Annotated in this window: 24 protein-coding genes and 3 pseudogenes; 7 read left to right on the top strand and 20 right to left on the bottom strand. The window is 45.3% G+C overall.

Going from position 1 to position 24,440, the window contains the following annotated elements; genetic code table 11:
* Window positions 1-6: 6 nt before the first annotated feature.
* Window positions 7-780, top strand: coding sequence for a CAP domain-containing protein (locus tag HPY28_RS00125; protein WP_173621920.1), 774 nt, complete (start codon window positions 7-9; stop codon window positions 778-780).
* Between the two features lie 64 nt (window positions 781-844).
* Here the strand turns inward: HPY28_RS00125 and HPY28_RS00120 are convergent, their stop codons facing one another.
* From HPY28_RS00120 to def, 3 genes are all read right to left on the bottom strand, one after another.
* Window positions 845-1,000 (bottom strand): hypothetical protein, encoded by a 156-nt coding sequence (locus tag HPY28_RS00120; RefSeq protein ID WP_017248920.1) that lies wholly within the window; start codon window positions 998-1,000, stop codon window positions 845-847.
* 100 nt (window positions 1,001-1,100) lie between these two features.
* Entirely contained in the window at window positions 1,101-2,111 is a 1,011-nt protein-coding gene (locus HPY28_RS00115) for a homoserine dehydrogenase (protein WP_174224476.1), read from the bottom strand.
* 19 nt (window positions 2,112-2,130) lie between these two features.
* Window positions 2,131-2,652: a peptide deformylase gene (def, locus tag HPY28_RS00110; protein ID WP_017248922.1), complete on the bottom strand. Its 522-nt coding sequence runs from the start codon at window positions 2,650-2,652 to the stop codon at window positions 2,131-2,133.
* 178 nt (window positions 2,653-2,830) lie between these two features.
* Here def and HPY28_RS00105 point away from each other — a divergent pair, with 178 nt between their 5' ends.
* Window positions 2,831-4,138: an aminotransferase class I/II-fold pyridoxal phosphate-dependent enzyme gene (locus HPY28_RS00105; RefSeq protein WP_017248923.1), complete on the top strand. Its 1,308-nt coding sequence runs from the start codon at window positions 2,831-2,833 to the stop codon at window positions 4,136-4,138.
* Window positions 4,139-4,643: 505 nt separating this feature from the next.
* Here HPY28_RS00105 and HPY28_RS00100 read toward each other — a convergent pair.
* The 16 genes and pseudogenes from HPY28_RS00100 to HPY28_RS00035 form a co-directional block, all read right to left on the bottom strand.
* Window positions 4,644-5,810: pseudogene (locus HPY28_RS00100) on the bottom strand (NAD-dependent succinate-semialdehyde dehydrogenase).
* Between the two features lie 134 nt (window positions 5,811-5,944).
* Window positions 5,945-6,733: an enoyl-CoA hydratase/isomerase family protein gene (locus HPY28_RS00095; protein ID WP_238144441.1), complete on the bottom strand. Its 789-nt coding sequence runs from the start codon at window positions 6,731-6,733 to the stop codon at window positions 5,945-5,947.
* Between the two features lie 292 nt (window positions 6,734-7,025).
* Window positions 7,026-8,354 (bottom strand): ISL3 family transposase, encoded by a 1,329-nt coding sequence (locus HPY28_RS00090; protein ID WP_174229816.1) that lies wholly within the window; start codon window positions 8,352-8,354, stop codon window positions 7,026-7,028.
* Window positions 8,355-8,373: 19 nt separating this feature from the next.
* Window positions 8,374-9,555, bottom strand: a complete 1,182-nt coding sequence (locus HPY28_RS00085; protein ID WP_174229815.1) for an MFS transporter — start codon at window positions 9,553-9,555, stop codon at window positions 8,374-8,376.
* 79 nt (window positions 9,556-9,634) lie between these two features.
* The gene (locus HPY28_RS00080; RefSeq protein WP_371813406.1) at window positions 9,635-9,883 is read right to left on the bottom strand and encodes an ArsR/SmtB family transcription factor; all 249 of its coding nucleotides are present in this window, start codon (window positions 9,881-9,883) and stop codon (window positions 9,635-9,637) included.
* Between the two features lie 219 nt (window positions 9,884-10,102).
* Window positions 10,103-11,446, bottom strand: a complete 1,344-nt coding sequence (locus tag HPY28_RS30810; RefSeq protein ID WP_217444683.1) for an enoyl-CoA hydratase-related protein — start codon at window positions 11,444-11,446, stop codon at window positions 10,103-10,105.
* 1,017 nt (window positions 11,447-12,463) lie between these two features.
* Window positions 12,464-13,231 (bottom strand): isocitrate lyase/PEP mutase family protein, encoded by a 768-nt coding sequence (locus HPY28_RS00065; RefSeq protein ID WP_174229814.1) that lies wholly within the window; start codon window positions 13,229-13,231, stop codon window positions 12,464-12,466.
* Window positions 13,232-13,670: 439 nt separating this feature from the next.
* A pseudogene (locus tag HPY28_RS30290) lies at window positions 13,671-13,772 on the bottom strand (class I SAM-dependent RNA methyltransferase); the annotation flags it as partial.
* 17 nt (window positions 13,773-13,789) lie between these two features.
* Entirely contained in the window at window positions 13,790-14,272 is a 483-nt protein-coding gene (locus tag HPY28_RS00060; RefSeq protein ID WP_017248931.1) for a GNAT family N-acetyltransferase, read from the bottom strand.
* 682 nt (window positions 14,273-14,954) lie between these two features.
* Entirely contained in the window at window positions 14,955-16,154 is a 1,200-nt protein-coding gene (locus HPY28_RS00055; RefSeq protein ID WP_017248932.1) for an MFS transporter, read from the bottom strand.
* A gap of 178 nt (window positions 16,155-16,332) precedes the next feature.
* On the bottom strand, window positions 16,333-16,461 hold the full coding sequence (locus HPY28_RS30655) for a hypothetical protein (protein WP_256436619.1): 129 nt from the start codon (window positions 16,459-16,461) through the stop codon (window positions 16,333-16,335).
* A gap of 171 nt (window positions 16,462-16,632) precedes the next feature.
* The gene (locus HPY28_RS00050; protein ID WP_174229813.1) at window positions 16,633-16,902 is read right to left on the bottom strand and encodes a hypothetical protein; all 270 of its coding nucleotides are present in this window, start codon (window positions 16,900-16,902) and stop codon (window positions 16,633-16,635) included.
* A 22-nt stretch (window positions 16,903-16,924) separates the two neighbouring features.
* Window positions 16,925-17,347 (bottom strand): GyrI-like domain-containing protein, encoded by a 423-nt coding sequence (locus HPY28_RS00045; protein ID WP_254613035.1) that lies wholly within the window; start codon window positions 17,345-17,347, stop codon window positions 16,925-16,927.
* Between the two features lie 136 nt (window positions 17,348-17,483).
* A complete protein-coding gene (locus HPY28_RS30650) occupies window positions 17,484-17,612 on the bottom strand; it encodes a hypothetical protein (protein WP_256437557.1) in 129 nt (42 codons plus the stop codon).
* A gap of 41 nt (window positions 17,613-17,653) precedes the next feature.
* Window positions 17,654-18,595 carry an alpha/beta fold hydrolase gene (locus HPY28_RS00040; protein ID WP_174229812.1) on the bottom strand — a complete coding sequence of 314 codons (942 nt, stop codon included), beginning with the start codon at window positions 18,593-18,595 and terminating at the stop codon, window positions 17,654-17,656.
* 131 nt (window positions 18,596-18,726) lie between these two features.
* Window positions 18,727-19,998, bottom strand: coding sequence for an MFS transporter (locus tag HPY28_RS00035; RefSeq protein WP_174229811.1), 1,272 nt, complete (start codon window positions 19,996-19,998; stop codon window positions 18,727-18,729).
* 212 nt (window positions 19,999-20,210) lie between these two features.
* Here HPY28_RS00035 and HPY28_RS00030 point away from each other — a divergent pair, with 212 nt between their 5' ends.
* Both HPY28_RS00030 and HPY28_RS00025 read left to right on the top strand, forming a co-directional pair.
* Window positions 20,211-20,792 (top strand): TetR/AcrR family transcriptional regulator, encoded by a 582-nt coding sequence (locus HPY28_RS00030; RefSeq protein WP_174229810.1) that lies wholly within the window; start codon window positions 20,211-20,213, stop codon window positions 20,790-20,792.
* Between the two features lie 483 nt (window positions 20,793-21,275).
* Window positions 21,276-21,488 (top strand): transposase, encoded by a 213-nt coding sequence (locus HPY28_RS00025; protein WP_174229809.1) that lies wholly within the window; start codon window positions 21,276-21,278, stop codon window positions 21,486-21,488.
* Window positions 21,489-21,670: 182 nt separating this feature from the next.
* On the opposite strand, the pseudogene HPY28_RS00020 reads toward HPY28_RS00025, so the two are convergent.
* Window positions 21,671-21,983 (bottom strand): annotated as a pseudogene (locus HPY28_RS00020) (DinB family protein); the annotation flags it as partial.
* Between the two features lie 158 nt (window positions 21,984-22,141).
* Here HPY28_RS00020 and HPY28_RS00015 point away from each other — a divergent pair.
* The 3 genes from HPY28_RS00015 to HPY28_RS00005 all read left to right on the top strand — a co-directional run bounded on the left by HPY28_RS00015 (window position 22,142) and on the right by HPY28_RS00005 (window position 24,060).
* On the top strand, window positions 22,142-22,945 hold the full coding sequence (locus tag HPY28_RS00015; protein WP_174229808.1) for a MerR family transcriptional regulator: 804 nt from the start codon (window positions 22,142-22,144) through the stop codon (window positions 22,943-22,945).
* 44 nt (window positions 22,946-22,989) lie between these two features.
* Window positions 22,990-23,580 carry an NAD(P)H oxidoreductase gene (locus tag HPY28_RS00010; protein WP_017248942.1) on the top strand — a complete coding sequence of 197 codons (591 nt, stop codon included), beginning with the start codon at window positions 22,990-22,992 and terminating at the stop codon, window positions 23,578-23,580.
* 156 nt (window positions 23,581-23,736) lie between these two features.
* A complete protein-coding gene (locus HPY28_RS00005; RefSeq protein WP_174229807.1) occupies window positions 23,737-24,060 on the top strand; it encodes a hypothetical protein in 324 nt (107 codons plus the stop codon).
* Window positions 24,061-24,440: the final 380 nt, after the last annotated feature.

Genomic DNA, 24,440 nt, shown 5'->3' with positions numbered 1-24,440 from the left:
TGTTTAATGAAACGTTTTGGTTCTGTTACAATCGCGATGACTCTTGGTCTAGGCTTGGCTTTGACAGGGTTTGCTTCTTCTGCTTCCGCAGCATCTAACTGCCCATTGAAGAACGGACAATTCCAATTCAATGTGGGTCAAAATATGGGACAATTCCAAAAAGCACCAAATGCACAACAGTTCTTTAACTTTTATCAAAAGCAAGGCTTTGTTCCTGGCCAGTCACAAGCAGTACAGCCGATGCAACCTGTTAAGCAAGGACAAGCTACACCTGTACAACCATACCCAATTCAACCAGGATCTTTTCAATCAGCACCAGTTCAACAAACACCAGTTCAACCAGCACCAGCGCAACCTAGAAATAACGTCACTCAGCCTGCCGCTCCAGTAAATCAAGCGGAACAAGGAAAAACTGGTGATTTTGCGAAACAAGTCGCGGATTTGGTGAACCAAGAACGTGCAAAAGCAGGTCTCAAACCAGTTCAAATGGATGCAGCATTGTCCAAAGTAGCTTTGGCAAAAGCACAAGATATGTCTGCTAACAACTATTTTGACCACAACAGTCCAACGTACGGTTCCCCATTTGACATGATGAAGCAGTATGGTATTCAGTACTCGACTGCAGGTGAGAATATCGCCATGGGTCAACAGAGTCCACAAGAAGTTATGCAACAATGGATGAACAGTGAAGGTCACCGCCAAAACATTATGAACCCTGCGTTCACAAAAATTGGTGTAGGCGTCACAAATGGCTACTGGGTACAAGAATTTATCGGATAAAACGCATTGTACGAAACGAAAAGCCGGTGTCTCTTAATCGAGACCCGGCTTTTTCGTGTAGGCATCATTCCTGCTGTGCTTCGGATGCCTGCTTTTTGGGGGTACAGCAGCAGCTATCCTGCTCATTTACCAAAGCGACGTTCTTTTGATTCATTTTTTGCTTGGTTGGGTAAGCAGATACTTGCTGCAGCTCGGCATTGACATCAGACGATTGGTTCATCCGTATGGCCCCCTTGCCGTTTTTTGTGGTGCATCCTTAGTATGCTCGCGGTTGTAAAGGACTCATTCCTAAGGAACACTGGAAGCACATGCAAATGAACCTATCTGCTAATGATATGTTCAAGGTCTTTTAAGGCAGCCGCTGCTGCCGCGACAGGATCTGACTTTCCTCCAACGACCAATAAATCCCCCATGACATCTGTTTCTACCCGTATGGCTTTTGTCGTACCTGATACAGATGCAAATGGATGGGTAAGATCCACTGCACAAAGCTCCACTGCTATAGAAAATGTGCCATTTGCTTCCTTTTGGATGGTTCCGATCAGCTTGGGAATCTTCGTATGCTTTTTCCATTTCTCGATTTGTAACGAGGTTATTTCGCGAATACTTGCGCGTGCGATATCAGTCAGATTTACTTGCGCACCAAAAGCGGCGTTTGCCAAGATCGTGAGCTTTGAAGCTGTATCCCAACCATCGATGTCGTAAGAAGGGTCCGGTTCGGCAATCCCCAACTTCTGAGCGAGCTCGACTGCTTCCGCACAGGTGAGCCCCTCTTCCATCATTTTTGTGAGCACGAAGTTAGTCGTTCCCGTAAAAATGCCTTCGACTCGTTTCACTTCACAGCCTGCCAAGTTATACTGCAATAGATCGATCGTCGGCAGGGCTGCTGCTGTAGCTCCACTCACTTTCAACGCGACGCCATGTTTTTTGGCTAGAGCGGCTAAGCCAGCATAATCGACAACAAGCGCACCTTTTGAAATCGCGATTGCATGTATAGCATTTTCCAATGCATAACGAATAAAAGTAAGACCGGGTCCTCCCTCTTTTTCAGAAGGACCAGCCTCGATGAGCACATCCGCTTGAACCGATTGGATAAATTCCAGCGCGTTCCATGATGGGTTCTTTGCTTGTTTTGTATGTGCATAGTCTTCCCATTTTCCTGAATCAATTCCGTTCTCATCATAGAGACCGGAAGCCGAACGAACGACTCCCACGAGTCTGACATCCGCTTGATATAGCTCGCGGTATCGGTCCCGTCGCTGCTCCAGCAGTCTGGCTACCTGCTGTCCTACTGTTCCAAAGCCTGTTAACATAATATTCCAACGCTTCATGAGTCAATCTCCTTGCTATTTATGCTCTGTTTCTACTTTTAGCCTGTATCCGGTGCAAGTCCTTGCGATTCAGTTTCTTTCCTGTTTTTGCTGAGTAGAGCTCTTCTGTATGATCAATAAACAAAATTCCTTCCAAATGGTCCATCTCGTGCTGAATACACCGAGCGAGAAAATCTTCGGCTTCGATTGTCTTTGTTTCTCCTTGGCGGTTCAGCGTCTGAACTTTGACATAATTCGCCCGACGAACGATTCCAAACACACCCGGTATCGAAAGACAAGCTTCTTGCCCTTCCTGCTCACCTGATTTTTTCATCCATACCGGATTGATCAGTTCAATCAAGCCGCTACCACAATCCATCACAACTAAACGCTTCGGGATGCCAATCTGTATCGCGGACAAGCCTGCTCGACCTTTCCCAGCGTAAATCGTTTGGGCCATATCATCCAAAATCTTTTCAACCTGTGGAGTAATGGACGGTACTCTTTTTGAAGTTTCACGCAAGATAGGGTCCCCCAGGCGAACGATCCTGCGTTCAGCCATTTCCTTCTCCCTCCCGCATTACTCAGTTTTCGATTTCAAGGTAGCAAATCCGTTCCTCGCTGTCAAAAGGAACCTCGCAAAATCTGAAATATCCCGCTGGGCAAGGGTGACAAATGCATGTAGATACGCTATCTTTATTGGTAAACATAGATGTTTTCAAATGAAGAGGGAGGCTATCATGCATTCATTGGCATCAACGCTGAACCAAACCATCCAGCGGGAAAACCCGCACGTGTATGAAATGCTGTCTGACATCGCGAAACTGATTTATTTCCCAAAAGAAGGGATTCTCAGCCAGTCGGCAGAAGCGAAAGCAAAAGCGAAAAAGTACAACGCGACCATCGGGATTGCACTGGAAAACGGTCAACCGATGCACCTTAAGGTCATCCAGGATAACCTGTCTGCTTACCAACCAAAAGACATTTACGAGTATGCTCCCCCAGCGGGAAAGCCTGAGCTGCGTGCAGCATGGCGTAAAAAAATGATTGAGGAACAGCCTTCACTGGCTACCCATACGTTTAGTAACCCAATCGTTACAAACGCATTGACGCATGGCCTGAGCATCGTATCTGACTTGTTCGCTGACAGCGGCGACAGTGTCATCATCCCGGACAAAAACTGGGAAAACTACGAGCTTACTTTTTCGATCCGCCGCGGTGCGGAAATGGTCTACTATCCATTATATAACGACGAGATGAAATTTAATGCTGCTGCTTTGCGTGATGCGATTCTCGCACAAAAAGACAAAGGCAAAGCCATCGTCGTACTCAACTTCCCGAATAACCCAACTGGCTATACACCAGGTCCAGAGGAAGGAAAACAAATCGTCGCTGCACTCAAAGAAGGCGCCGAGGCTGGAATCAACATTGTCGCAGTGACAGATGACGCGTATTTCGGCTTGTTCTTCGAGGACTCGATGCACGAATCTCTCTTCGCTAGCCTGTGCGACGTTCACCCGCGCATTCTGCCTGTAAAAGTAGATGGGGCTACCAAAGAGGATTACGTATGGGGCTTCCGTGTTGGCTTCATTACGTATGCATCTCCATCCAGCGACTTGCTCAGCGCTTTGGAGCAAAAGACAATGGGAATCATCCGCGCGACTCTTTCCAGCGGATCTCATCCTTCCCAAACGTTCGTACTGCATGCAATCACAGCTCCGGAGTACAAAGCACAGAAGCAGGAGAAATTCGATATCATGAAAGGCCGTGCCAACCGCGTCAAGGAAGTGCTCGACAGCGGAAAATACGCTGACGTGTGGACTTACTATCCATTCAACTCTGGCTACTTCATGTGCCTCAAGCTAAAGACTGTCGAAGCGGAAACATTGCGCCAGCACTTGCTGGAACAGTATGGCGTCGGTACGATCGCTCTTGGTCAAACTGATTTGCGGATCGCCTTCTCTTGCATCGAAGAAGAAAACATTGCGGACTTGTTCGATTTAGTCTATAGCGGTGTGAAAGATTTGGAAAATGCAGTAACCAAATAACAAGCTCTATTGCAAATGCGTCTTGATCTCGTGTCAGGGCGCTTTTCGTTTTCTTCCAAAAAAGACCCCGATACCCAAGGAAGTATACTTGCGAGGGTTTCCGAGACCTTTCCATCATGCTATTTCCATTCGCTTTCAATCGACGAACGTATACTGTTCACAGAAAATAAAGTGTTAGACTGATGTTGTTGATCTAATCAGTTTTTTTCGTTGCAAAATCTACTGCCTTCGTAAAATTAGTTTTAGACTATCCTTGTTAAATGAGCCAGAGGCAGTCCAGGACACGATCATAAAGTCCTAGAATGCCTCTGTATCATTGACCTAACGAGCCCGTTCGTTTAATGTTCCGTGGTGGGTTGCTTCACTACCCAAAAGGAGCCTGTAGAAGATCAAGAGATTCAATAATACGTTGTTTCACCCATACATGTGTAAACTCTCAACTGCTAAACAACAAGTAGAAATAGAGAGGAAGGAAGAAAAACGTGAAATGTTAATTCTTACTCTTTTATACTCCATAAGAAACTAATTTTGTTTCGAGGAATCCTTCAATCCCCCATTTTCCGCCTTCACGTCCGAGACCACTATTTTTTATTCCGCCAAATGGTGCTTGTGTTTGCGGAGGAACAGAATCATTGACACCAATAATCCATATTCTAATTTTTCTGGAAAGGTTAAGCATCGTTTAACATTTTGTGAAAAAATATACGCTGCTAACCCATAATCACTGTTATTTGCCATGTTAATAATTTCTTCATCATCTGTAAACGTAACAATTGGAACGACAGGACCAAATGTTTCTTCGGTAAAAATTTTCATATTTGGGCTTACGTCCGCTAGAACAGTAGGGGCGCAAAAGTAGCCCTCATCATAATCCTCACCTGTTAAACGGTGTCCACCCATTATGATGGAAGCTCCTTTTTGCTTTGCGTCTTCGATTTGATTTAATACTTTATTTAATCCGGCTTCGTTTACTAAAGGTCCAATTTCCGTTTCAGCATTACAACCATCCCCAACAACGATCCTCTCCATTCGTGTAACCAGTTTTTTCGTGAACTCATCAGCAATACTCTCATGAACATAAAGTCGATTTGTACTGATACAAGTTTGTCCTGCATTGAGGAATTTGCTTTCTACTAAACCTTTTACGGCTAAATCAATATTTGCATCCTCAAAAACGATAAATGGTGCATGACCACCGAGCTCTAAAGAAACGCGTTTAACTTCATTAGCAGCTTGTTGATATAGCAACTTTCCGACTCTTGTAGATCCGGTAAAGTAATCTTTTTTACCATTTTGTTTTCCATAAATTCTTTTCCAACCTCTGTTGGTTCACCTAGTACAACGTTTGCAACACCTCTTGGAAATCCGGCTTCCTCTATGAGCTCAAATATGCGAATTGCAGTTAATGGTGATAGCTCAGAAGGTTTTAAAATGACAGTACATCCTGAGCAAGAGCCGGTGCAAGTTTTCTTGCAACCATACTAATTGGAAAATTCCAAGGAGTTATAGCAGCTGTAACACCAACTGGAGCCTTACCCACATGTAACCTTTTGTTTGCGAAGGTGGAAGGGATTGTTTCACCATACACCCTCTTTGCTTCTTCAGCATACCAATTGAAATTGTCTGCAGCACTTAATACTTCGACGACTCCTTCTTTAATAGGCTTACCCATTTCGTTAATGTACATTCTTTTTACTCTTGGCATCCAATTCTCTCCTTTTAGACGAATCGTTATTATCATGAAGAAAACACTCACTGATGAGTGTTTTCTTCTCAATTTTCTAACTTTTATGATTCGTTACTATTCTATCTCCCTTTATATTCCGGTTTGGTTTTTTCAATAAAAGCTTTGGTTCCCGTTCTATAGTCTTCTGTTGATGCAATTAATCCAAAAAAATCGGCCCCGAGGTGTGCAGATTCTTCTAGTGTTACATTTAGCCCGCGGTGAAGGGCTTCCCACGTTAGTGTAACGGCTATTGGTGATTGAGCTAAGATTTCTTGTAATAAGTTCTCGGCTTCAGGTAATAAATTCTCAGGCTCCACCACCCTATTTATAAGACCAAACGTATATGCCTCTTCTGCACTTATAGAGTTTCCTGTTAGTAATAACTCAGCAGCACGACCTTTTCCCACTAATCTTGGTAATCGAGTAGTTCCGCCAAATCCAGCTACCGCACCAATACGAACTTCTGGATGACCAATTCTAGCATGATTGACAGCAATTCTAAGCATACAAGATTCGGCTATTTCAAGACCGCCACCTAATGCAGATCCGTTAAGGGCAGCTACTACTACCTTACCTAAGGATTCAATTTTACTAGTGACTTCAACAGCTAGTTTTGCAAAATCTCTTACCTCAAGAGGGGTAGCGGAATTAAGGAATTTAATATCAGCACCAGCAGAAAATACTTTTTCTCCAGTACCTGTTATAATAACCGCCTTTACTTCTTGGTCTTTTTTTGCTTTTTCTAATGCAACTGAAAGCTGTTCAAGTACTTCTCGGTTTAAAGCATTTAATGATTCAGGTCTATTTAGCGCAATGGTTGCAATACGATTTTTAATCGAATAAAGAACGACATCATTATGTGACATCATACATCTCTCCATTCTTTTGTAAGGTTATAGGAACTAAATGGTACTAATTTAATCTCGAAAATAAAATCACCTCTTATTATAAAATTTTTTCACTTGATAAGTATTGAGAACTCTCTGTGTTTTAGAAACGTTTAGTACTACTTAAGGCTATAAAAAATGAGTCATGGATAATCCTGGTGTATGATTAGAAATATATAGTACTAACATTCCAGAGTCAATACCCCTTTACACAAAAAATTCGTACTACTTCATTTACCTTTGAGGAGAATTTCTCTCAGAAGCGGAAAAGGGCTTAGAATTCGCCCTTCTCTAATTTTTCAATCAAGGTGGAAATGTAGATACCACGAAGCTGTTCGCCACGCTCACGAACCACACCGACGGGAGGCGCATTATCGAACATCGGGAAGTTGTAATCTCGGTGTTCGTAGTCATCCATACGCTTTTGATATTTACGATCCTTTGCAAGCCCCTCTGTAAAGAGAATTTTGGCTCGCAGGGCCTCGAATGAATAGCCCCTACCCAAACGGTTAATGACAGGGATAAGGCTGTTCAGAGATTCCGTATAAGCGTTAGTAATGCGGTGGTCGAAGTAAGCGAATATCTCTTCGTCCCAATTCATCATGGCCTTTGTAAGAGGCTCAAAAGCGGATTGGAGTTCCTTCGGTATTTTGGCTTTCCAATCGTTATATTTGATAAATGCCTTTTGTCTTGAATCGCAATCCCAAATATCGAAGAATGATTCCTTCAAGCTATACGCAATACCGAGAGTGGGGTGATTCTTCGTCCATAGTTCAAGCGTTATTTTATCCATCTCTGTAAGCTCTTTATGGCGTTTCAGAAGGATAAATCGGTCGTGCATGAGCCCACGCCGTTCCGTTGGTGATAAACCACCTCTAATCTGTTTGCGGATGGTTTCTAACACTTGGTTCGCCATACGGACAACGTGAAACTTATCGACGATGATAGTAGCCTTTGGCATAACAGCCTTCACAGCGTCTTTATACGGTTTCCACATATCCATCGTGAAATACTGTATTCGCCCTTTGTTCGGAAGACGTGAGAGGTATCCAACAACTGTTTCCTTATTTCGATTAGGTAGAATGTCCAGTAATGTTCGTTCTTCAATGTTGGTTAATACGCAACGAGGCTTGATTATTTGAATTTCATCTATGCCAAGCCAATTAGGTGTTACAAACCGAAATGTTTCTTCGAGGTGGTTAATGTAATCGCGAAAGATATTGCGGATCGTCTTTTCGTTAAGCCCCACTTCTTCTGAAATACTGACGAATGTACGCCTAAGGCTTTGCTTCTCTACGTAGGACAACAAACGCTTTGTACAGTTCCGCGTTGCGTCAATGGTGTGGTCCAAGCGTTCCCAAAAGGTCTGAGAACATTCACGACAACGATACCTCTGACGCTTTATGAGTAGCCCTACATGCTTACCGTGAATAGGTAAGTCCATACAAACATGTTCCCTGTTACTGTGCTTGTAGAGGTTCGCTTTGCATCCACAATGAGGGCAAGCTGAAGGTGGAGAGTTCGTCACCACTTGTATTAGAAAATCATATTTATTCTCACTAATACTTAGGATGTTGAATTTAGGAAGATTTAGAATATCCATTTGAATTTCTTCTATGCATTTATGATGCATAGTCCTTTTTTGTTTTAGCGTGATTAGTCAAAATACCACTTGCTATAAAAGAGAACAACGAACCGGCAAAGCATATTGCCGCAAATATGCCTACGGCGGAAAAACCGTTAAATGTCGCATAAATCAAGCCGGCGAACCAAGAGCCGAGCGTTGTCGCAGCGTACATGATCGAATTGGCCAAGCTAGAGATCGTGCCACGAATTGTCGGATTTAATGAATTCAGCATTCCCATTATGAGCGGAAAGACGATTCCCATGTTTACGAATATGAAAAAGTATACCCCTTCGAAAGACGCAACCGATGGCAGGTGAGGCAAAGCAATAAAACATGCAATAGAGACGAGAATGCCCACAACCATCGTATTGAAACGATTCAACATTTTGATCACATAAGCACCGCTAAAGCTTCCGACTAAGTTCCCTAGCCCAAGAAAAAACATTACGTACCCCACTTGATCAACCGAAAGATGATAGCGGTCCGTCATCCATTTTCCAATGAAAGAAAAGGCAGCAAAAAATCCACATTGAAATAAGAAATGAGCCAGGAAAGATCTTCTCGCGATTCGGCTTGTCAATAACGGGACGTATCTTTTAAATATCGGAAGCTTGGTTCTTTGGTCTTGATTCGGTTGCATTTCGGGCAAAGCATAGGGGATGAATATCGCCACCAACAACGAGCACGCACCGATTGTAAAAAAAGGATAAGACCAATGGGTTGCAGCAAGCATGCCTCCAATCGGTATGCCGAACGCTTGGGAAGCAGCCAAGCCTGCCATTACGATTCCTGATACTTTGGCGGTCTTTGCCGCAGGGAACAGAGCAGGAATAGAGGCCCAGACTTGCGGCGCTGTGAATGCTGCGCTGATTCCGGCTAAAAAACGGAATAAAAACATCGTCCAAAATCCTGTCGCAAAGCCGCATAAAATGGTTGAAACCGCGAAGCAAACCATGCCGGAAAACATTACTTTTTTGCGATCCCATCCATCGGAAAGCGGTCCAGCTATCAGAGCAAATATGGCATATCCCAACGCATATGCCCCGACCATCCAACCGGCATATTCGGTCGGGATATGAAACAATTTCTGAAGAGTGGGGATGAGCGGAGAAATCAAAAATGTATCTGTACCGATAACAAACATGATGAGAAAAAATAATGCTGTTAACTTAATCATGCGATTCACCTTCTCCTATCGATCCTAGTTTTGTTGTACAAGAACTTTTGAACTAATGAAGAAAAAAAAGAATTTCTTTCTACAACGTATCAAGAAATCCCGGCAAGTAAGATTCAAAGGTCTCCATGTCGATACTCGTATACTTCGCTTGAGCTTCTTTTCGTACCTTAATCAATTTCGCCTCCCTTAAAGTACGCAAATGATACGAAGTATTCGACTTCGAAGTATTGCAAATGTCCCCAACTTCTCCGCAATTCATCTCCTTCTTCTTGGCGTATAGAACTCGTATGATTTCCAATCTTGTTTCATCAGCTAATGCTTGAAACATTTTGACCCTGTGCTCATTATTCAATGATTTTTGAGTAGTCATAAAACCATTGTACTAAGATATTGCTACAAATCAAGTCTTTAGCAAAATACCACCATATTCTCCGATTTATAAGTGAGATGTTTTGAGTTTGTCTCCACTAAAAAATCCGAATACCCCAAAAAAAACAGACTGGATTGCCTGTTTTTTATATATAGAGGTGAGCGGATGAGAAATATGTTAATCAAGAAGAAGAAAGAAGTTGTCTATTGTTTGTTTAATAAGTAAAGGGTCCTTCATCATTTCTCCGAGAATAAGAGAACCTTCTAATGTGCTTAAGAATAATAATGCCATCTGTCTAGGGTGAACAGTTTTATTGAATTCATTATTATCCTTCCCTTGTTTAAATATTTTTATGACGATCGGTTCAATTTCACGGAAAAAAAGAGTGATAGCATCCTTTACATCAGAAGATTGTTCGGAAGACTGGATGTACAAAGAAATGAATGGACAATTCCCACCTCCATTTCTTTCTATCAAGCCACCTAAAAGCAATTCAGTAAAATCACTTAAACGCTCTCTGACAGGTCGATGATCTTGCTTTGAGGCTTCTATCAGACAGGATTCATATAAACTAGTCCAATACTTTACAACAGCTAATTGAAGATCTTCTTTGCTTTTGAAGTGATAGTAAATATTGGATTTTGAAACTTTACTTATTTTCATCACTTCATCCATTGATGTATTGCCATTTTTCAAAAATAATTGTGCAGCGACTTGGATCACGTGTTCTTTATTTGTGATTTTACTATACACCGGTGTTGTCTTATCTATGAAGGATTTCGTACCGATTTTGAAGTCTTCAGTGGAAGCGACTAAACCAAAGTAATTCGCATCGAGTTGGGCAGACTCTTCTAATGTTAAATTAAGGCCGTGGTGCAGAGCCTCCCAAGTTAATTTTACTGCCATAGGTGATTGGGATAAAATTCCTCGAATCATATTTTCGGCTTCTATAAGTAATTTCCCAGGTTCAACTACTTTATTTACTAGTCCCATATTATATGCTTGTTTCGCGTTGATAGAATTTCCAGTTAGTAAAAGTTCTGCTGCTCGGCCCTTTCCGATTAATCGTGGGAGGCGAGTGGTACCACCGAAACCAGCTACTGCACCAATCCGAACTTCAGGATGTCCTAGTTGCGCATGTGATGCTGCAATACGCAGCATACAGGCTTCTGCAATCTCAAGTCCTCCTCCTAATGCTGTGCCGTTTATAGCAGCAACTACTACTTTACCCAAGGATTCTATTTTATGAGTAATCTCGACAGCAAGTTTCGCTAGATCTCTTACCTCAAGGGGAGTTAAAGAGTGTAATAGCTTAATATCCGCACCTGTAGAAAATATTTTTTCTCCAGCTCCAGTTATAATTACAGCTTTTACATTCTGATCTACCTTAACTTTATCTAAGGTTTCAGATAGGCTTAGAAGTAATTCTAAGTTCAAAGCATTTAAGGATTCAGGACGATTTAAAGTGATTTTTGCTATTCCTTCATCTTGGGAATAAAGAATGAGATCTTTCATGTTCATCGAAACACTCCGTTATCTCAATATTTACACTTCTATCAAGACTCAACTGTATGATGTTACTAAAGTATATATCAGATAGTTTACATCTTGATCATTATTTTAGAACTATATAGTTCCACTTGTGAAAAGTCAATCATAATAAGCTGTTTTTACCCTCACTTACTCGACTATTCAGTCAAAAAATTCAAACACGTATGAAATGATAATACCACATTTAAGAAGATAATTTATCCTCTGATCGAACGCTAATGGGGACAGCAAAAGACCATAACCTGAAGCCTGAACCCTGACCTCTAAACCCTTATCTGAAGGGAATACGCTCTCAAAGTGTGCGGACTAAAACCCAGAATGCTTTTAGCGGCCTCATACAACAAAACCCCTCCCAAGGCTAATTTTTATTAGCTTCACTATGTTTGGAAGGGATTCAATTGACGCTTATTTAGTTCTTTAGAAAAATTCAGTATAATTGAATTGTTTATTTGAAAGATGAACCGAAGCACTGCTTGGATTCACGTAAGCATAAATCCAAGGCGATACTACAAAATAACCAATCCTTGAAAGAAGAAGCCCCTTTTTCGGGGCTTCTTCTACCATATAGAGCCTGTCCCGCCCAGGCTGTTATTGTATAATGCATTCCCCCGACGATGATGTGCACCTTACTTACACCTTTCCCGATACAGACTGTTGAAAACATCGCCAAGCGAGTTCACACCTGTGTTACCACACTGCCACAAGACTTTGGTTCTCGTCAAATACACTGCAATCAATGAATCCAACGGTTTGTCCTTTCTTCATTACCTTTGCTTCCGCCCTGACCGTACGACTCCATACCAGTTTCAAATTTCTTCGGGATAGGAGTGGCTCTCGGTCGCATCATCTCAAACAGGAATTGATCACGGGGCAATTGCTACAGATTTTATGCCTAGCAGTTGTTTTACAGTTGATGATTGTATTCCACCTGTTATCGCATTTCGATGGCATATTAGAAGCTCGTTCATTTAGCTATCCTTTCTGCATTCAATCGAATAGCAAAGACGTATCCTGAGATTCATAAATATGAGCCGCGCACGTGTCCAATAACGTTTCAAGCTTGCGATATAAGGCGCCCCCGAGACTTAGACGCTTTACTCCAAGCTCCTGGAGCTTTTTGCATCTTGTAAGCCCTGGCGCAGACATAAGGTTTAGAGGAGCGGCAATTTGCACTGCAGCCGCTTTGATTTCGTTATCATCCCTCAATCCAGGAACAAAAATTCCGCTTGCGCCACTTTCCACATAGGCTTGCGCCCGGGCCATCGTTTCGTTTCTCGGATCTATATTCAGCAAATAGGTATCTGTCCTTGCATTAATATAAAAATCTTTATAGCCGCTCTTCTCTAGTGACATTCTTATTTTCGATAAAAGCTCGCATTGTTCGTTCAATGGTTTGAGACCTGCTTGATCCTTGTAAGAATCCTCTATATTGATCCCCGCAACCCCTATATCCGCAAGTTTCAATACATTCTCGACTATCGTTTTCTCATCTTTTCCATAACCCGTCTCTATATCGGCAGAAACAGGGATGTTAACATGATCCAATATCGTTTTTATGCGATTTAGTATTGTGTCAAATTCAATTGTTTCACCATCCGGATAACCCAAGCTTTTCGCTATTCCCCAACTCGTTGTACCGATAGCTTTGAATCCGGCTTTCTCCAGAGACAATGCAGAAAACAAGTCCCAAGCGTTACCTAACAATAAAAGCTCGTCTGATTCATGTAATACTTTAAACTCCTGAATTTTGCTCATACCTTTATCCCCTCTGCACCACTGAAATTCTTTGTAGTAAGTCCGAACGTGACAATACCAAAATGATACTGATCAGTCAGATTCAGTTTTGCAATAATTTCTATATTCTATCAGACGGATTTAATAAGCGCCGTGTTTCAAAAAAATGAATCGGCAATATAGTTGCAAAGCTTAGTGGAGATGTTATTCGAATTTTGTCGCATGAAAGAAAACAGATTCCCCTGTAAAACTTTGCTGACTCTCTTTCATCCTAAACCTCGTTCAAATAACACTTAAAGCTCATCTTCCAACTGCTTCCTTCCGGTATCAGGCGATTCGATCCTGTCGCACCCATCTAACGAATCTTCTCGAAAGGAATTTCCCGACACGGGAACCTGATCATCCTTTATAAGTGTATTTCATGAAATTCCCATTTCCATCCATGCTTTTGCAAGTCGTATCAGCTACGTTGGTACATACCCACCGGTTGCACCTTTTCTGTACGATAGCCTCCATATTCCAGCACGCGGAGATCTCGTGCTAACACTGACGGATTCGTCGATAATCTTGTCTCCATATTCATTTTAGTTTCAACTCCATAAACACATCCGCTCTTACATAGGGCATGGGCCCGATCTGCTCAACAGGAACGTGCTTGAACCCAACCGATTCGTAAAGATGAACAGCGTTCGGTAGCTTGGTGCTACTGCCCAAAAAGAGCGATGTTGCGCCAAGCCCGCGTGCGCGGTTAATGGCGGCATGGATGATTCTCCGTCCGTATCCGCGCCCCCGCACCTCGGGTGTAACGCTCATCTTCGAGAGCTCGAACACACCGGCTCCAGTCGGAACGAGTGCAACGCATCCGACGATCGAATCGCCATCGCGTGCGATGAGTACGTCTCCTCCTTTGTTCACGATGTTCTCCACTGGGTTATTGAGGATAATCTGGTCTTCCTCTTCGATGGCAAAGAGGAGGGCGATCCATTCCTCGTTAAGTGTTTTGAAGGCCTGAGCCTCTTCGGGGGTCTGCATCGAAGTGATCGTGAGCACTGTTTCAAGCATGCTATGTTTCCTCCTCTTGTATGTATAACTTCCACTAAAGAATTAACCAAACGACTGATCAATGTCAACAATTCAATTTTGACCATATATAATCTCTATGATTGGACGGTGGCAGCCCAATGGAACATCGATTTTTCGCTTCTTTCTTAATGGTCTGCGAAGAGCTTCATAGGGAAAGCAGCACAGTGTGACCCTGATGAGTAAGTGATTTGGCAAGCGTAGTAAACAGAATTCCGCCCCACACGATTCCCCCGTACCGGAGATAGCAATCAGCCAGCCTCCTACGGACTACCGATTTTGACACCAAGATTTGAGAAGGAGACGAACAGACTGTTTGCAAATTCCGGTGCTTCGGGTGCTGTCGCTGTCATCCAGATTTGACTGACGATAAGCCCACTTGTATGCACGGCTCCCATAGTACAACAATACCGACGAGCCATATGAGTGACGCCCCTGCATTTTGAAAAAGAATGTAGCACACCGTCAAATCGATCAGATAAAGTAGCGCCGTTCTCGATAAATGCTTGCCGAACAACTTGCCCGCATACCGGCTACCCTGCACACCATTGGTACAGAAGACGACAAATAAAAGACTGACTATCTTCCCGCTCATTTGTACATTTGCAAACACCCTTCTCTTATGTCTTAGTTCAATCGGGGGATCACTGCATCCTGCCCAGCGTTATGATGTCTTCCTCACCCCACGATCCAATACTACGATAGTAAAAGCCATGACGATAACCAGACCGGCTGAGGTCATAATGGCAGACAAACCGGCATTGTTAAGGACGAATGCACCGAGTACAGCTCCCGCTCCAGAAGAGGAATTGAACACGGTCGTATACACGGCAGACGCCGGTATGGCCTCCTTCCCACCAGTTCGCAATACCCATGTCTGGATACCGATAAAAAGTACCGAGATTGCGGCACCCCAGACAACGAGCAGCGCCAGCACTGGCCCAACCCCGGAACTTAGCCCGATCGTGCCCAGACCAATGAGCGATGCGAACATAAGCAACAGTGATACGGCGATGACCGGCTTCATAAAGCGGTCGATCAGCCCCCCGGTAAGCACATTTCCGAGCAAGCCGGCGGCCCCGAAGCCAAAGAGCAGAGCGGCGATCATAGCGGGGTCAATGCCAGGGACGTTTCTCAGAAACGGTTCGATGTATGTGAACGCTGCGAAATGCGCAGCTACCGTGAAGATTGCCACCGTATAGACGCGCCACAGCTTGCTGCTACGCAGCACACTGGCCAAGGTGGCGAATCCAACCGATCCTTCGGCCTTTATTTGCGGCAGTACGATGGCCATTAACAGCGCCGTGAGCATGCAGGCCGCGACGAGGATGCCAAATGCCAAACGCCAGCCCCATGTCTGTCCGATCAGGTTGAGCAGCGGAACACCCAGCACGTTCGCAATCGACATGCCGCCGAAAACGATCGAAGTCGCAAGTCCCATCCGGTTCGGAGGAGCCATCTGTGTCGCAAGCGCGGCCACCATTGCCCAGAAAACGCCATGCGATAGCGCTCCGATAACCCGCGCCAGCATCAGAACCGGGAACGAATGGGCGATCATCGCAAGTCCATTCCCGGCAGCCAGCACTACCATTAGCCCGATGAGTAGCGGCTTGCGCGGAAATCGGTTCGGCAGTACGGCGGATAGTAGCGCGCTGCCTGCGCCAATCAGCGCATAGGCCGTCACGATGAGTCCTACCGTTCCGGGACTGCGCCCAAGATCGGAAGCGATAGACGATAACAGTCCGATCGGAGCGAATTCGGTGGCAACAACAGTAAACATGGCAATGCCGAGAACAACGATCGCCAGCCAACTGCGAATGCTAGTTTTCGACGGTTCGGCTTGATTCAAAGCAACCTTAGACATAGTATCCCTCCGTATTGATCAGCCATATTAAATACCAATTGGTACATAATCTAGATAAAAAAAAGCAACGGGCAGCTGCTCTTATATCCGATGCAAAAGTCTTGCAAATAGTGGGCTGAGTGCCGTTACGAGTAGGCATTCGGACTGACTGCCGATTGCTGCCCTGGAGACGTTCCATTCACGAAAACTTTCTGTCCCTCATGGCTTTGCGGTCGAGACGATAGCTGACTACTGCCAGCAAGGACGCGGCAACTGCCACGATGCCTCCGGACCAGGATACATCGATCAGCCTGATGTTCGTTGTCACCCATCCTCCGAGCGCCGACCCGACCGCAATGCCGACATTGACGGATACGGGTGTAAGAGACGAGGCTAAATCCCGAGCAGTCGGAAAATGCTGGTTGGCCAAATCGATGAAATATAATTGTATCGTGGAATTCCTCGGCATAGAGGACCAGGGCAATAAAGGAGATGCTGATCAATCCCCTAACCAGCTACCAGCGTATTCGCGGAAACATACAGCGATGCGAGAATGACACCCTGAATCAGGAACACATACCGAAGCTTGCTGCTCCCATCCCGTGCGGCCAATTTCCCACCAATCAACGTACTGAAGATGGACACAGCCCCATAGAGTAGAAACACTAAGCTGATATACCGTTGCGGAACTCCGCGCCCCTTTCAGCCCCTTGGGAATGGTCACCGAGCTGGAAATCAAGGAAATAGCGCCCAACAAGGCGGTGAACACCTCTCCCCCTCCCACGAGTAAACTAAGCTCTCTTGACGGCAATCTGCACCTCAGCGACATAAGCTTCCGGATCGCCTGTCTGTTCATGAGGGATGCAAATTTCGCGCCGCGGCTCGTTTTCGATCATTCGATAACCATTTCGCTCAATCCACAGCGCCAGTTCCGTGCTTGCAGTGCAGCGGCTCGTCGTCCGACAATGATGGATCAGTGTGGCCATCAGCGGAACACCCAGTAACCGTTGGACCACAAAGGGCGGCTGGCTTACCATTTTATCGGTCAGTAGCCGGGCTGCTTCAATGTCCATATCGTCATCGCTTTCCAAGCAGTCATGCCACAAAACGATCTGCGACAAGGACGGCCGACCGGCATTGCCCAAATAATCGTCCAGCTGCCGAAACATCTCCGGAATTTGCCGAAAAGAAGTTCTTTGCCGATAAGACACCACCAATTGCGGTTCCACTTCTTTCAGCACGACATTATGCGTCACCTCCTGTTTTCCCTCATTCTCGATGGCATGTAGCCGGTCTTTGATGCGAACCAAACCGGTGCGAAAATGAGAAATTGATCGGAAAGTCGCTCGGTCAGATCGCGAAACATAAAGGAGAAGCGGGAAAGCAATGCGTAAAAGCAGAACCCGGCCGGTTGTTGTCTCCGGCTTCGCGATAGAAAATGTTCAGTCCGTCGATCTCTGTCGTACGATAATGAGTCACAAGAATCCTCTTTTGAGAGTCGGTTCCTTCGAGACCACGTTTCAGTTACGGTAGATGAAGTCTGCAATGAGACGTCCAACTTCATTCGGTGCATCTTCCAGGCAATAATGACCCACGCCTGCAAGCCGATGAACGGGAGCGTCGGGGAACAACTCCGTGAACAGCGGCAGAAAATGTTCAGCGTGCAGAGTGCGATCAGACTTTCCCCAAATGGCCATTGCTGGCTTGGTACGAATCATGCGGATGGCTTCGGCATTAGGTACTTCAAACTGGTGCGCGCCTGTAGCATACCCTTTTGCCCAGCCGATCGCGCCTAGACAATCCGACGGATCGGCAAAGTGCGAGCCGTAAGCCGCCAGCCAGGTGTCGGTAATCAGGGCATGGTTCTCAAAACCGTTCAGTTTGAGCGTGCTGAGAATATTAAAACCGAGTTGGCCCAACACGGCCTCGAGACTCCCGTCCTTCTCCGCTTGAACAACCCATTGGAACCAAGGCGAGACGACGACATTGGCGCTCAACCGGTCTCCGAGGCTGGACTGGCCAAACGGTGTCGGCCCATTGGTCGTGATCACCCTGCGGATGCGATCAGGATGGCGGGCGGCGAGTCCCATCCCCACTGGCCCGCCAAAATCGTGCATAATTAACGTGATTTCCCGCAGGTCGAGCGCAAGCACGAACCGTTCGAGATTGTCGATATGATCTTGCAACCAGTAGCTACGATTCAGAGGAGTCGCACTTTTGCCGAACCCCATATGATCAGGGACAATGACACGACAATCCGAGCTCAGGACTGGGATGAGGTGCCGAAACAGATAGCCCCAGGTTGGCTCGCCATGAAGACAAAGCACGGTCTCACCTCCGTGCGGCCCTTCGTCAACATAGTGCATGGCAAACCCGGGAGCGTCGGTGAAGTGCGGTGTGAATGGGTAGGTACCTTCGCAATCCGCAAACGGATCGCGGTTGAGGTTATAAGAATACGTCATGAGAAATGTTCCCTCCTTTGAATTGCCTCGGAAAATCTAGCTGGATGAAACAGTATAAAATCTTCCTACAGTCATAATTGACGAGCAGCATGATGGCGGTCAGTGGCATGTGCCAGTTCTCCGTTTGATGTCTAAGCGGTGGGCGTCAACTGACGGGTAAACGCCCAGAATAATAGTGCCAGAAAGCTGATGGCTGAGCCTAATAGGCATACACCACTCCAACCAGCCCACGCATAAACGACCGTCGAGATGAAAGAACCGACAGCGCTGCCGAGGGAATAGAAAATCATATATCCGGCCGTAAGCCGGCTATGAGCCTCGGGGCGCACACTGTAAATCATGCTTTGATTCGTGACATGTACGGCCTGTAACCCAAGATCGAAGACGATTACGCCGGCAATCAAAGCCCACAGGGAATGAATAGTAAATCCAATTGGTAGCCAAGATAGGGACATGATGAGCAGCCCGGTGCCGGAAACTTTCTGACTCCAGCCGCGATCCGCCATTTGCCCTGCCCGGGCCGCACCCAACGCTCCGGCGGCTCCAGCTAGACCAAACAGACCGATCTCCGTATGTGAGAGTGAAAAAGGCGGTTGGCTGAGTGGAAACACCATTGGCGTCCACAAGACTGAAGTCGAGGTAAAGATCAAAAAGGCGATCAAAGCGCGTATGCGCAAAATCGGCTCCTCCAAGAACAACATGAAAACCGATCGCAGCAATTGCGGATAAGCAATCTTTTCCTTCACCTCGTCGTGCGGCGGTAGCACACGAAACAACATAACAGTGATGAGCAGCGTCAACGCCGCTGAGAGGAAATAGATCGCCCTCCATCCCGCGAGATCGGCCATGAACCCCGCGATGGTCCGCGCCAGCAAAATACCGATGACAATGCCGCTAGTCACCGTCCCGACTACACGGCCGCGCTCAGCCGGCGTTGCCAATGCGGCCGAGAATGCAACCAGCACCTGCGTGACCACCGCGAGTAACCCAACCAAAGCGCTGCTGATAAAGAGCAGTGTGCTGTTTGGTGAGAAACCGACAGCGGCTAGCGCCGCAACAGATAAAGCTGACTGACCGACGATCAACCGTCTGCGGTTCAGCAAATCGCCAAGCGGCACCAACAGCAGAAGGCCAAGTGCATACCCGATCTGGGTGATGGTGACAACAACCCCGATAGTCGACTCACTGATGCCGAACTCGACTGCCATAGCGTCAAGCAGTGGCTGTGCATAATAAACGTTCGCTACAGCAAGCCCACAAGCAACGGCAAACAACAACGAGAGCCTACGTGGCAGCGATGAATGTGACGTGGAAGCACGAGCATCGGTTTTACTCGAGGAAGCCTTCCCGGCACTCCAGTTTTCTCCGGCACCTCCCTCCACTATGTCTTGAAGGTTTTTCATATCCCCTCACACCCTTTCTGATTGGATTGGTTAACCTTATTCAGTTACATACTGATAAGTATATTATACCAATCGGTACATAACTGGATGAAGTGAAATATATATTATACTTCCGTAATTTGTCAAGGGAAAACCGAAAAAATTTGACTATTCTTTTACCGCAAGATATGCTTTTAATGTACTGAACGATATGAAAAGGAAGAGGATAGCTTATGGTTCGCCCTCGGGAGTTTAATGAAGAGCAAGCACTACATGCCGCGATGGAACTGTTTTGGGAGAAGGGCTACGAAGCGACTTCATTAAGCGATTTAACGGCAAAAATGGGCATTCAACGCCCTAGTCTCTACGCCGCGTTCGGAGACAAAAAGGAGCTTTTTGAAGCTACACTTCGCAAATACAATCAATCCCACGCTTCTTATGTGCGCGCCCGACTGCAGAGCGTGCCGTCTGTCAAAGAAGCGTTTCGCGCTTTCTTTGCGGGCATTGTGGCGGAAGGATACGAGGAAGGTCCAAGTCGGGGATGTTTTTGCCTCAATGTCATGGTCGAGCTTGCTCCACATGATGCCAAATTTGAAGAGCTGACCAGAGAGCACCAGATGTATTTGGCGGCGATCTTTCAGGAAATCATTGAACAGGGTGTGCGATCCGGCGAACTGGGGAATCATGTGAGAGCCAAAGCGCTCGCCCAGACACTCGTCGTTTCAATGATCGGTCTTACCACGTTGATGAAATCCCGCCCCGATCGAACATTTGCGGACAACGCTGTTGCGACCATTATCGCCTTTCTGGAGTAAATAGTTTGTCATTTGAAGTGCTCAGCGATCCTTTGGAACTGATTTTGAGGTGTTCGAAGAAAATAAAGCTTTAAACTGATCCCGAATAATGAGACAACGGCAGCCTAGGACAAGAAAACCTGAAATATTCAGGGAGTGGCTTTGAACATGGCATGATTTCAAAGGCACTCTTACAAACATTTAATGCTCTCTTGTAACATTGGTTCGTACTTATACTGAGTTGCGACGGGTGCTATTGGATCAGCTGCGGGTAGTGCCGTATGGAATACAAAAGGATGGACTGGTGTCGCCAGTTTGGGTTTGGTGCTCGCTGCAGTTTCATTCCTTACTTATCTTTTGAATAGGCGCATACAAAAGTTCTAAGCCACTAAATGTTCCGCATTGAAATCAGATTCCAACTCTTAAAACCGGCTCCGCTTAACAGGGAGCCGGTTATTTAGTAACCTTAATTGGTCAACAAACACGCTCCCAAGGGGTTCTTAGATGTCAAGTCAAGAGTTACGAATGAACTTCAACTCCCGAATGAAAGTTAATTTTGATGGCGGCGATCTGACTTCGGACGCTGGTCTTCTTCTGTATAAAGAATTCGATCATCAAGTCGGTCTATCTAAGACTGTGAAGCAAATCCTTGTGGTCGACGATCCGGTTCACCATCGGAATCATCCGAATGACGAGGTGGTTCTGCTGAAAATTTAATAGAATGTGGCGGGTTATCATACCGACGACCATGCCGATGATTTGAGCTACGAGCTACGAGCCACGAGCCAATTCTACCCGCGATGCTAGGGAAGAAACGGCTGGCTTCGCTGCCGACGATATCTATGTTCAATGAAAAGGCAACGATCACTACCGCCAAGTCATTGGAAAACGTCAATGAAGTGCTCCCTCACCCGCTCGCTTTGTTCTACTGTCAGATGGTCCAGAATTGTCTGCATACTAGAGCAGCAATTGGAACAAAAGCAAATGCTGTTCACGGTCCAATAAATCGTATCCCAAGTCTTTTGCCCATGCGTTTTGGTCAAAGGAAATTAGTAGCGGCTCCACCTCCGCCAAGACTTTTCTCAGCCTGTGTGTGGACAAAATCTCGGAATCCGTCATATGAATAATAATTTGATGGATGCTCAATTTATCAGGTGCGGGCTTGAAACGAAGTTCCTCCTCGGCCAAGCCTTCAATGGCTTCACGGAGCATTACGGATCCGCGACCGTACTATTCAATCACCGCTTCCACTTTTGTCTCCTCCTTGTAATTGAACCTATTTTCCGCTTATTATATCATTTTAGTAAAAGTTGGAAAAAGTTAATCGAAGCCCGTAAGAAGAATTGAAAACAGAGGAGTGATGAAGCCAAATGGAACCCTATTTTCGAATCGGAGAAATATCCGCAATGTTTAACATCCCTCTGCAAACGCTGAGATATTACGATAAAATCGGTTTATTTTCTCCTGTCCATATCAATCGAGAAACAGGATATCGATACTATTCTTTGTATCAGCTTCCGCTTCTGCATCGGATTAAAAAGTTTAAAAGCATGGACATCCCCTTCTCTGAAATAAAAGAGTTAGCGGCGACACAGTGGAATGCTGACCGGATGGATCATGTTTACGCCGTCCAGCTCGAGCGGCTGGAACAGAAAATGAGAGAGATGCAATCGTTGAAAATAGAGCTCGAAGACAAACGCAATCGTCTCATGGCGTTGCGAGCAGAGCCAAAAAATCAGATTTCCGTTCGGCGATACGAGGCAAGAAAAATATTTTGCAAATTGATTGACGTATCTACATATAAGGAGCAGGAAACCGAATATTACCGCTCATTCCTGCCCTTTTCCAACCAGGTTGATTATATCAATACGGAACCCGGCTTTATTGTGACACAGCCCACTTTCTTTGATGAGCGAACGAATGCTTCCTATTTATTTCTCGTCAACCCAACGGTCGTTCCAGAAGGATTCCGGTCTCATCACATGGCAGAAGGCACTTATTTAACGCTTCTTATCGAAGATAGCCACGCAAACTCTCCTACCTATTACAGTTTGCTGCGTCAACATATTTTGGATCAAAAAATTGAGACAGTGAGCGACATCTACGAATTTTGTTACACCAGTGTGTGGGAATTGCAGGTTCAAATAAACTCCTTGACCCTACAATCATTGTAGGGTTTAGACTGAGGGTACTCTCAGATCAATTTGGAGGAACCCTTATGAAAATACTAGTTGTCGTTGCCCATCCAAGACCAGATTCGCTCACAGCGAGCATGGCGAAGCGGTTCACGGCTGGCTTGACCGAAGCAGGACATGAATTCGAAATCGCCGATTTGTATGCCGAAGGATTCAATCCGATCTTGCATACAATCGATGAGCCTGATTGGAGTAATCCGAACAAAGCATACTCAGACGAGGTGCAGCGCGAAATGGATCGGATCCGAGCAAGCGATGCATTGGCCTTTCTTTTCCCGATATGGTGGTACAGCATGCCTGCCATCATGAAAGGATACATCGATCGGGTGTGGAACTATGGATTTGCTTATGGCACAGGCAAATTGCCAGTTCAAAAAATAAGATGGATCACCATGGTTGGCGAGACTCAGAGTCAATTTGAAAAACGCAATTATCATTTGATGGTGGAGCATCACCTGAACGTAGGCTTGGCGCAATATACCGGCGTTCAAGATACCCATGTACACTTTATGTATAATTCATATGGAAAATTTGATGGTAGCTCGAAAGAAAAGAGCGAGGCTCATTTTGCCACTTTATTGAACGAGGCTTATCAGATCGGGCAAGCCTTTTAAGTTGAATTGGATGAGCAATATGCGATTTATGGATAAAGAAGTGGATACTACGCGGAACTCTTAAACGGCTCCCTTAGGTATCCCCAGTTTCCCAAAGAAGGTACTAAGGCTTACACGAAACCCAAAAGGGTTGAGACCCAGACGAAGCAAGTAGTTTTGGCACCAGGACAATATTTTGAGAATGGTTATTTCACCATTGACGGCAATAACAACTTGGTATTCGTTGATAAAAACTTGAAACGTAGGATAACTGATCAAGGTGTGGTTCAACTGGGAGCTACTTTTGATCTCTTCCACTCCGATCCCAAAACCAATGAATTCTCAATGGGAATTTATTATGTGAAGAACAACCAATTGTGGGCCTATACACCGTTTCAGGAATCTGAAAAACAAATGCTTTGCGACAATGTGACTCAACTTTCAGATCGTGACTTTTCTTTTCAAGGCTTTCCATCCTCGCGTATGCAAAAGTACCATTAAGTTTCACTTCCTTATAGGCAGGGGGCAGATCTTTAGGTTTCTCAATTTGGAACCCATCCAAATGAAAAGAAGTGGTCACCTCTTTTACCATGCGATGTCTTCTATCCCAATAAAAATAATTTTTAATCCGTAGAAAACTCTACCTGAGTTTCAAAACCTTCAAGATCTTACTTCAACAACCAAAGCGCTTCTCCACCTTAGTGAGCAACACAAGATTCTTGCCTGGTCGACAAAAACTGGTTATTTTGGGTGTAGTGCCTGTCAGCAAGTACGATTGCCCTATGTTCCCCTTTACTGATCAATTTCCACGGCACTTACTCCCCCCTTGTTTTACATAATTGGGCTTGAGTTATATAGGATTTTCTCAACTATCCTGCCCT

The sequence above is a fragment of the Brevibacillus sp. HB1.2 genome, from assembly GCF_013332495.1.
In the GTDB taxonomy this organism is placed as follows: domain Bacteria; phylum Bacillota; class Bacilli; order Brevibacillales; family Brevibacillaceae; genus Brevibacillus; species Brevibacillus porteri.
This window is presented reverse-complemented; position numbering and strand designations above follow the sequence as displayed.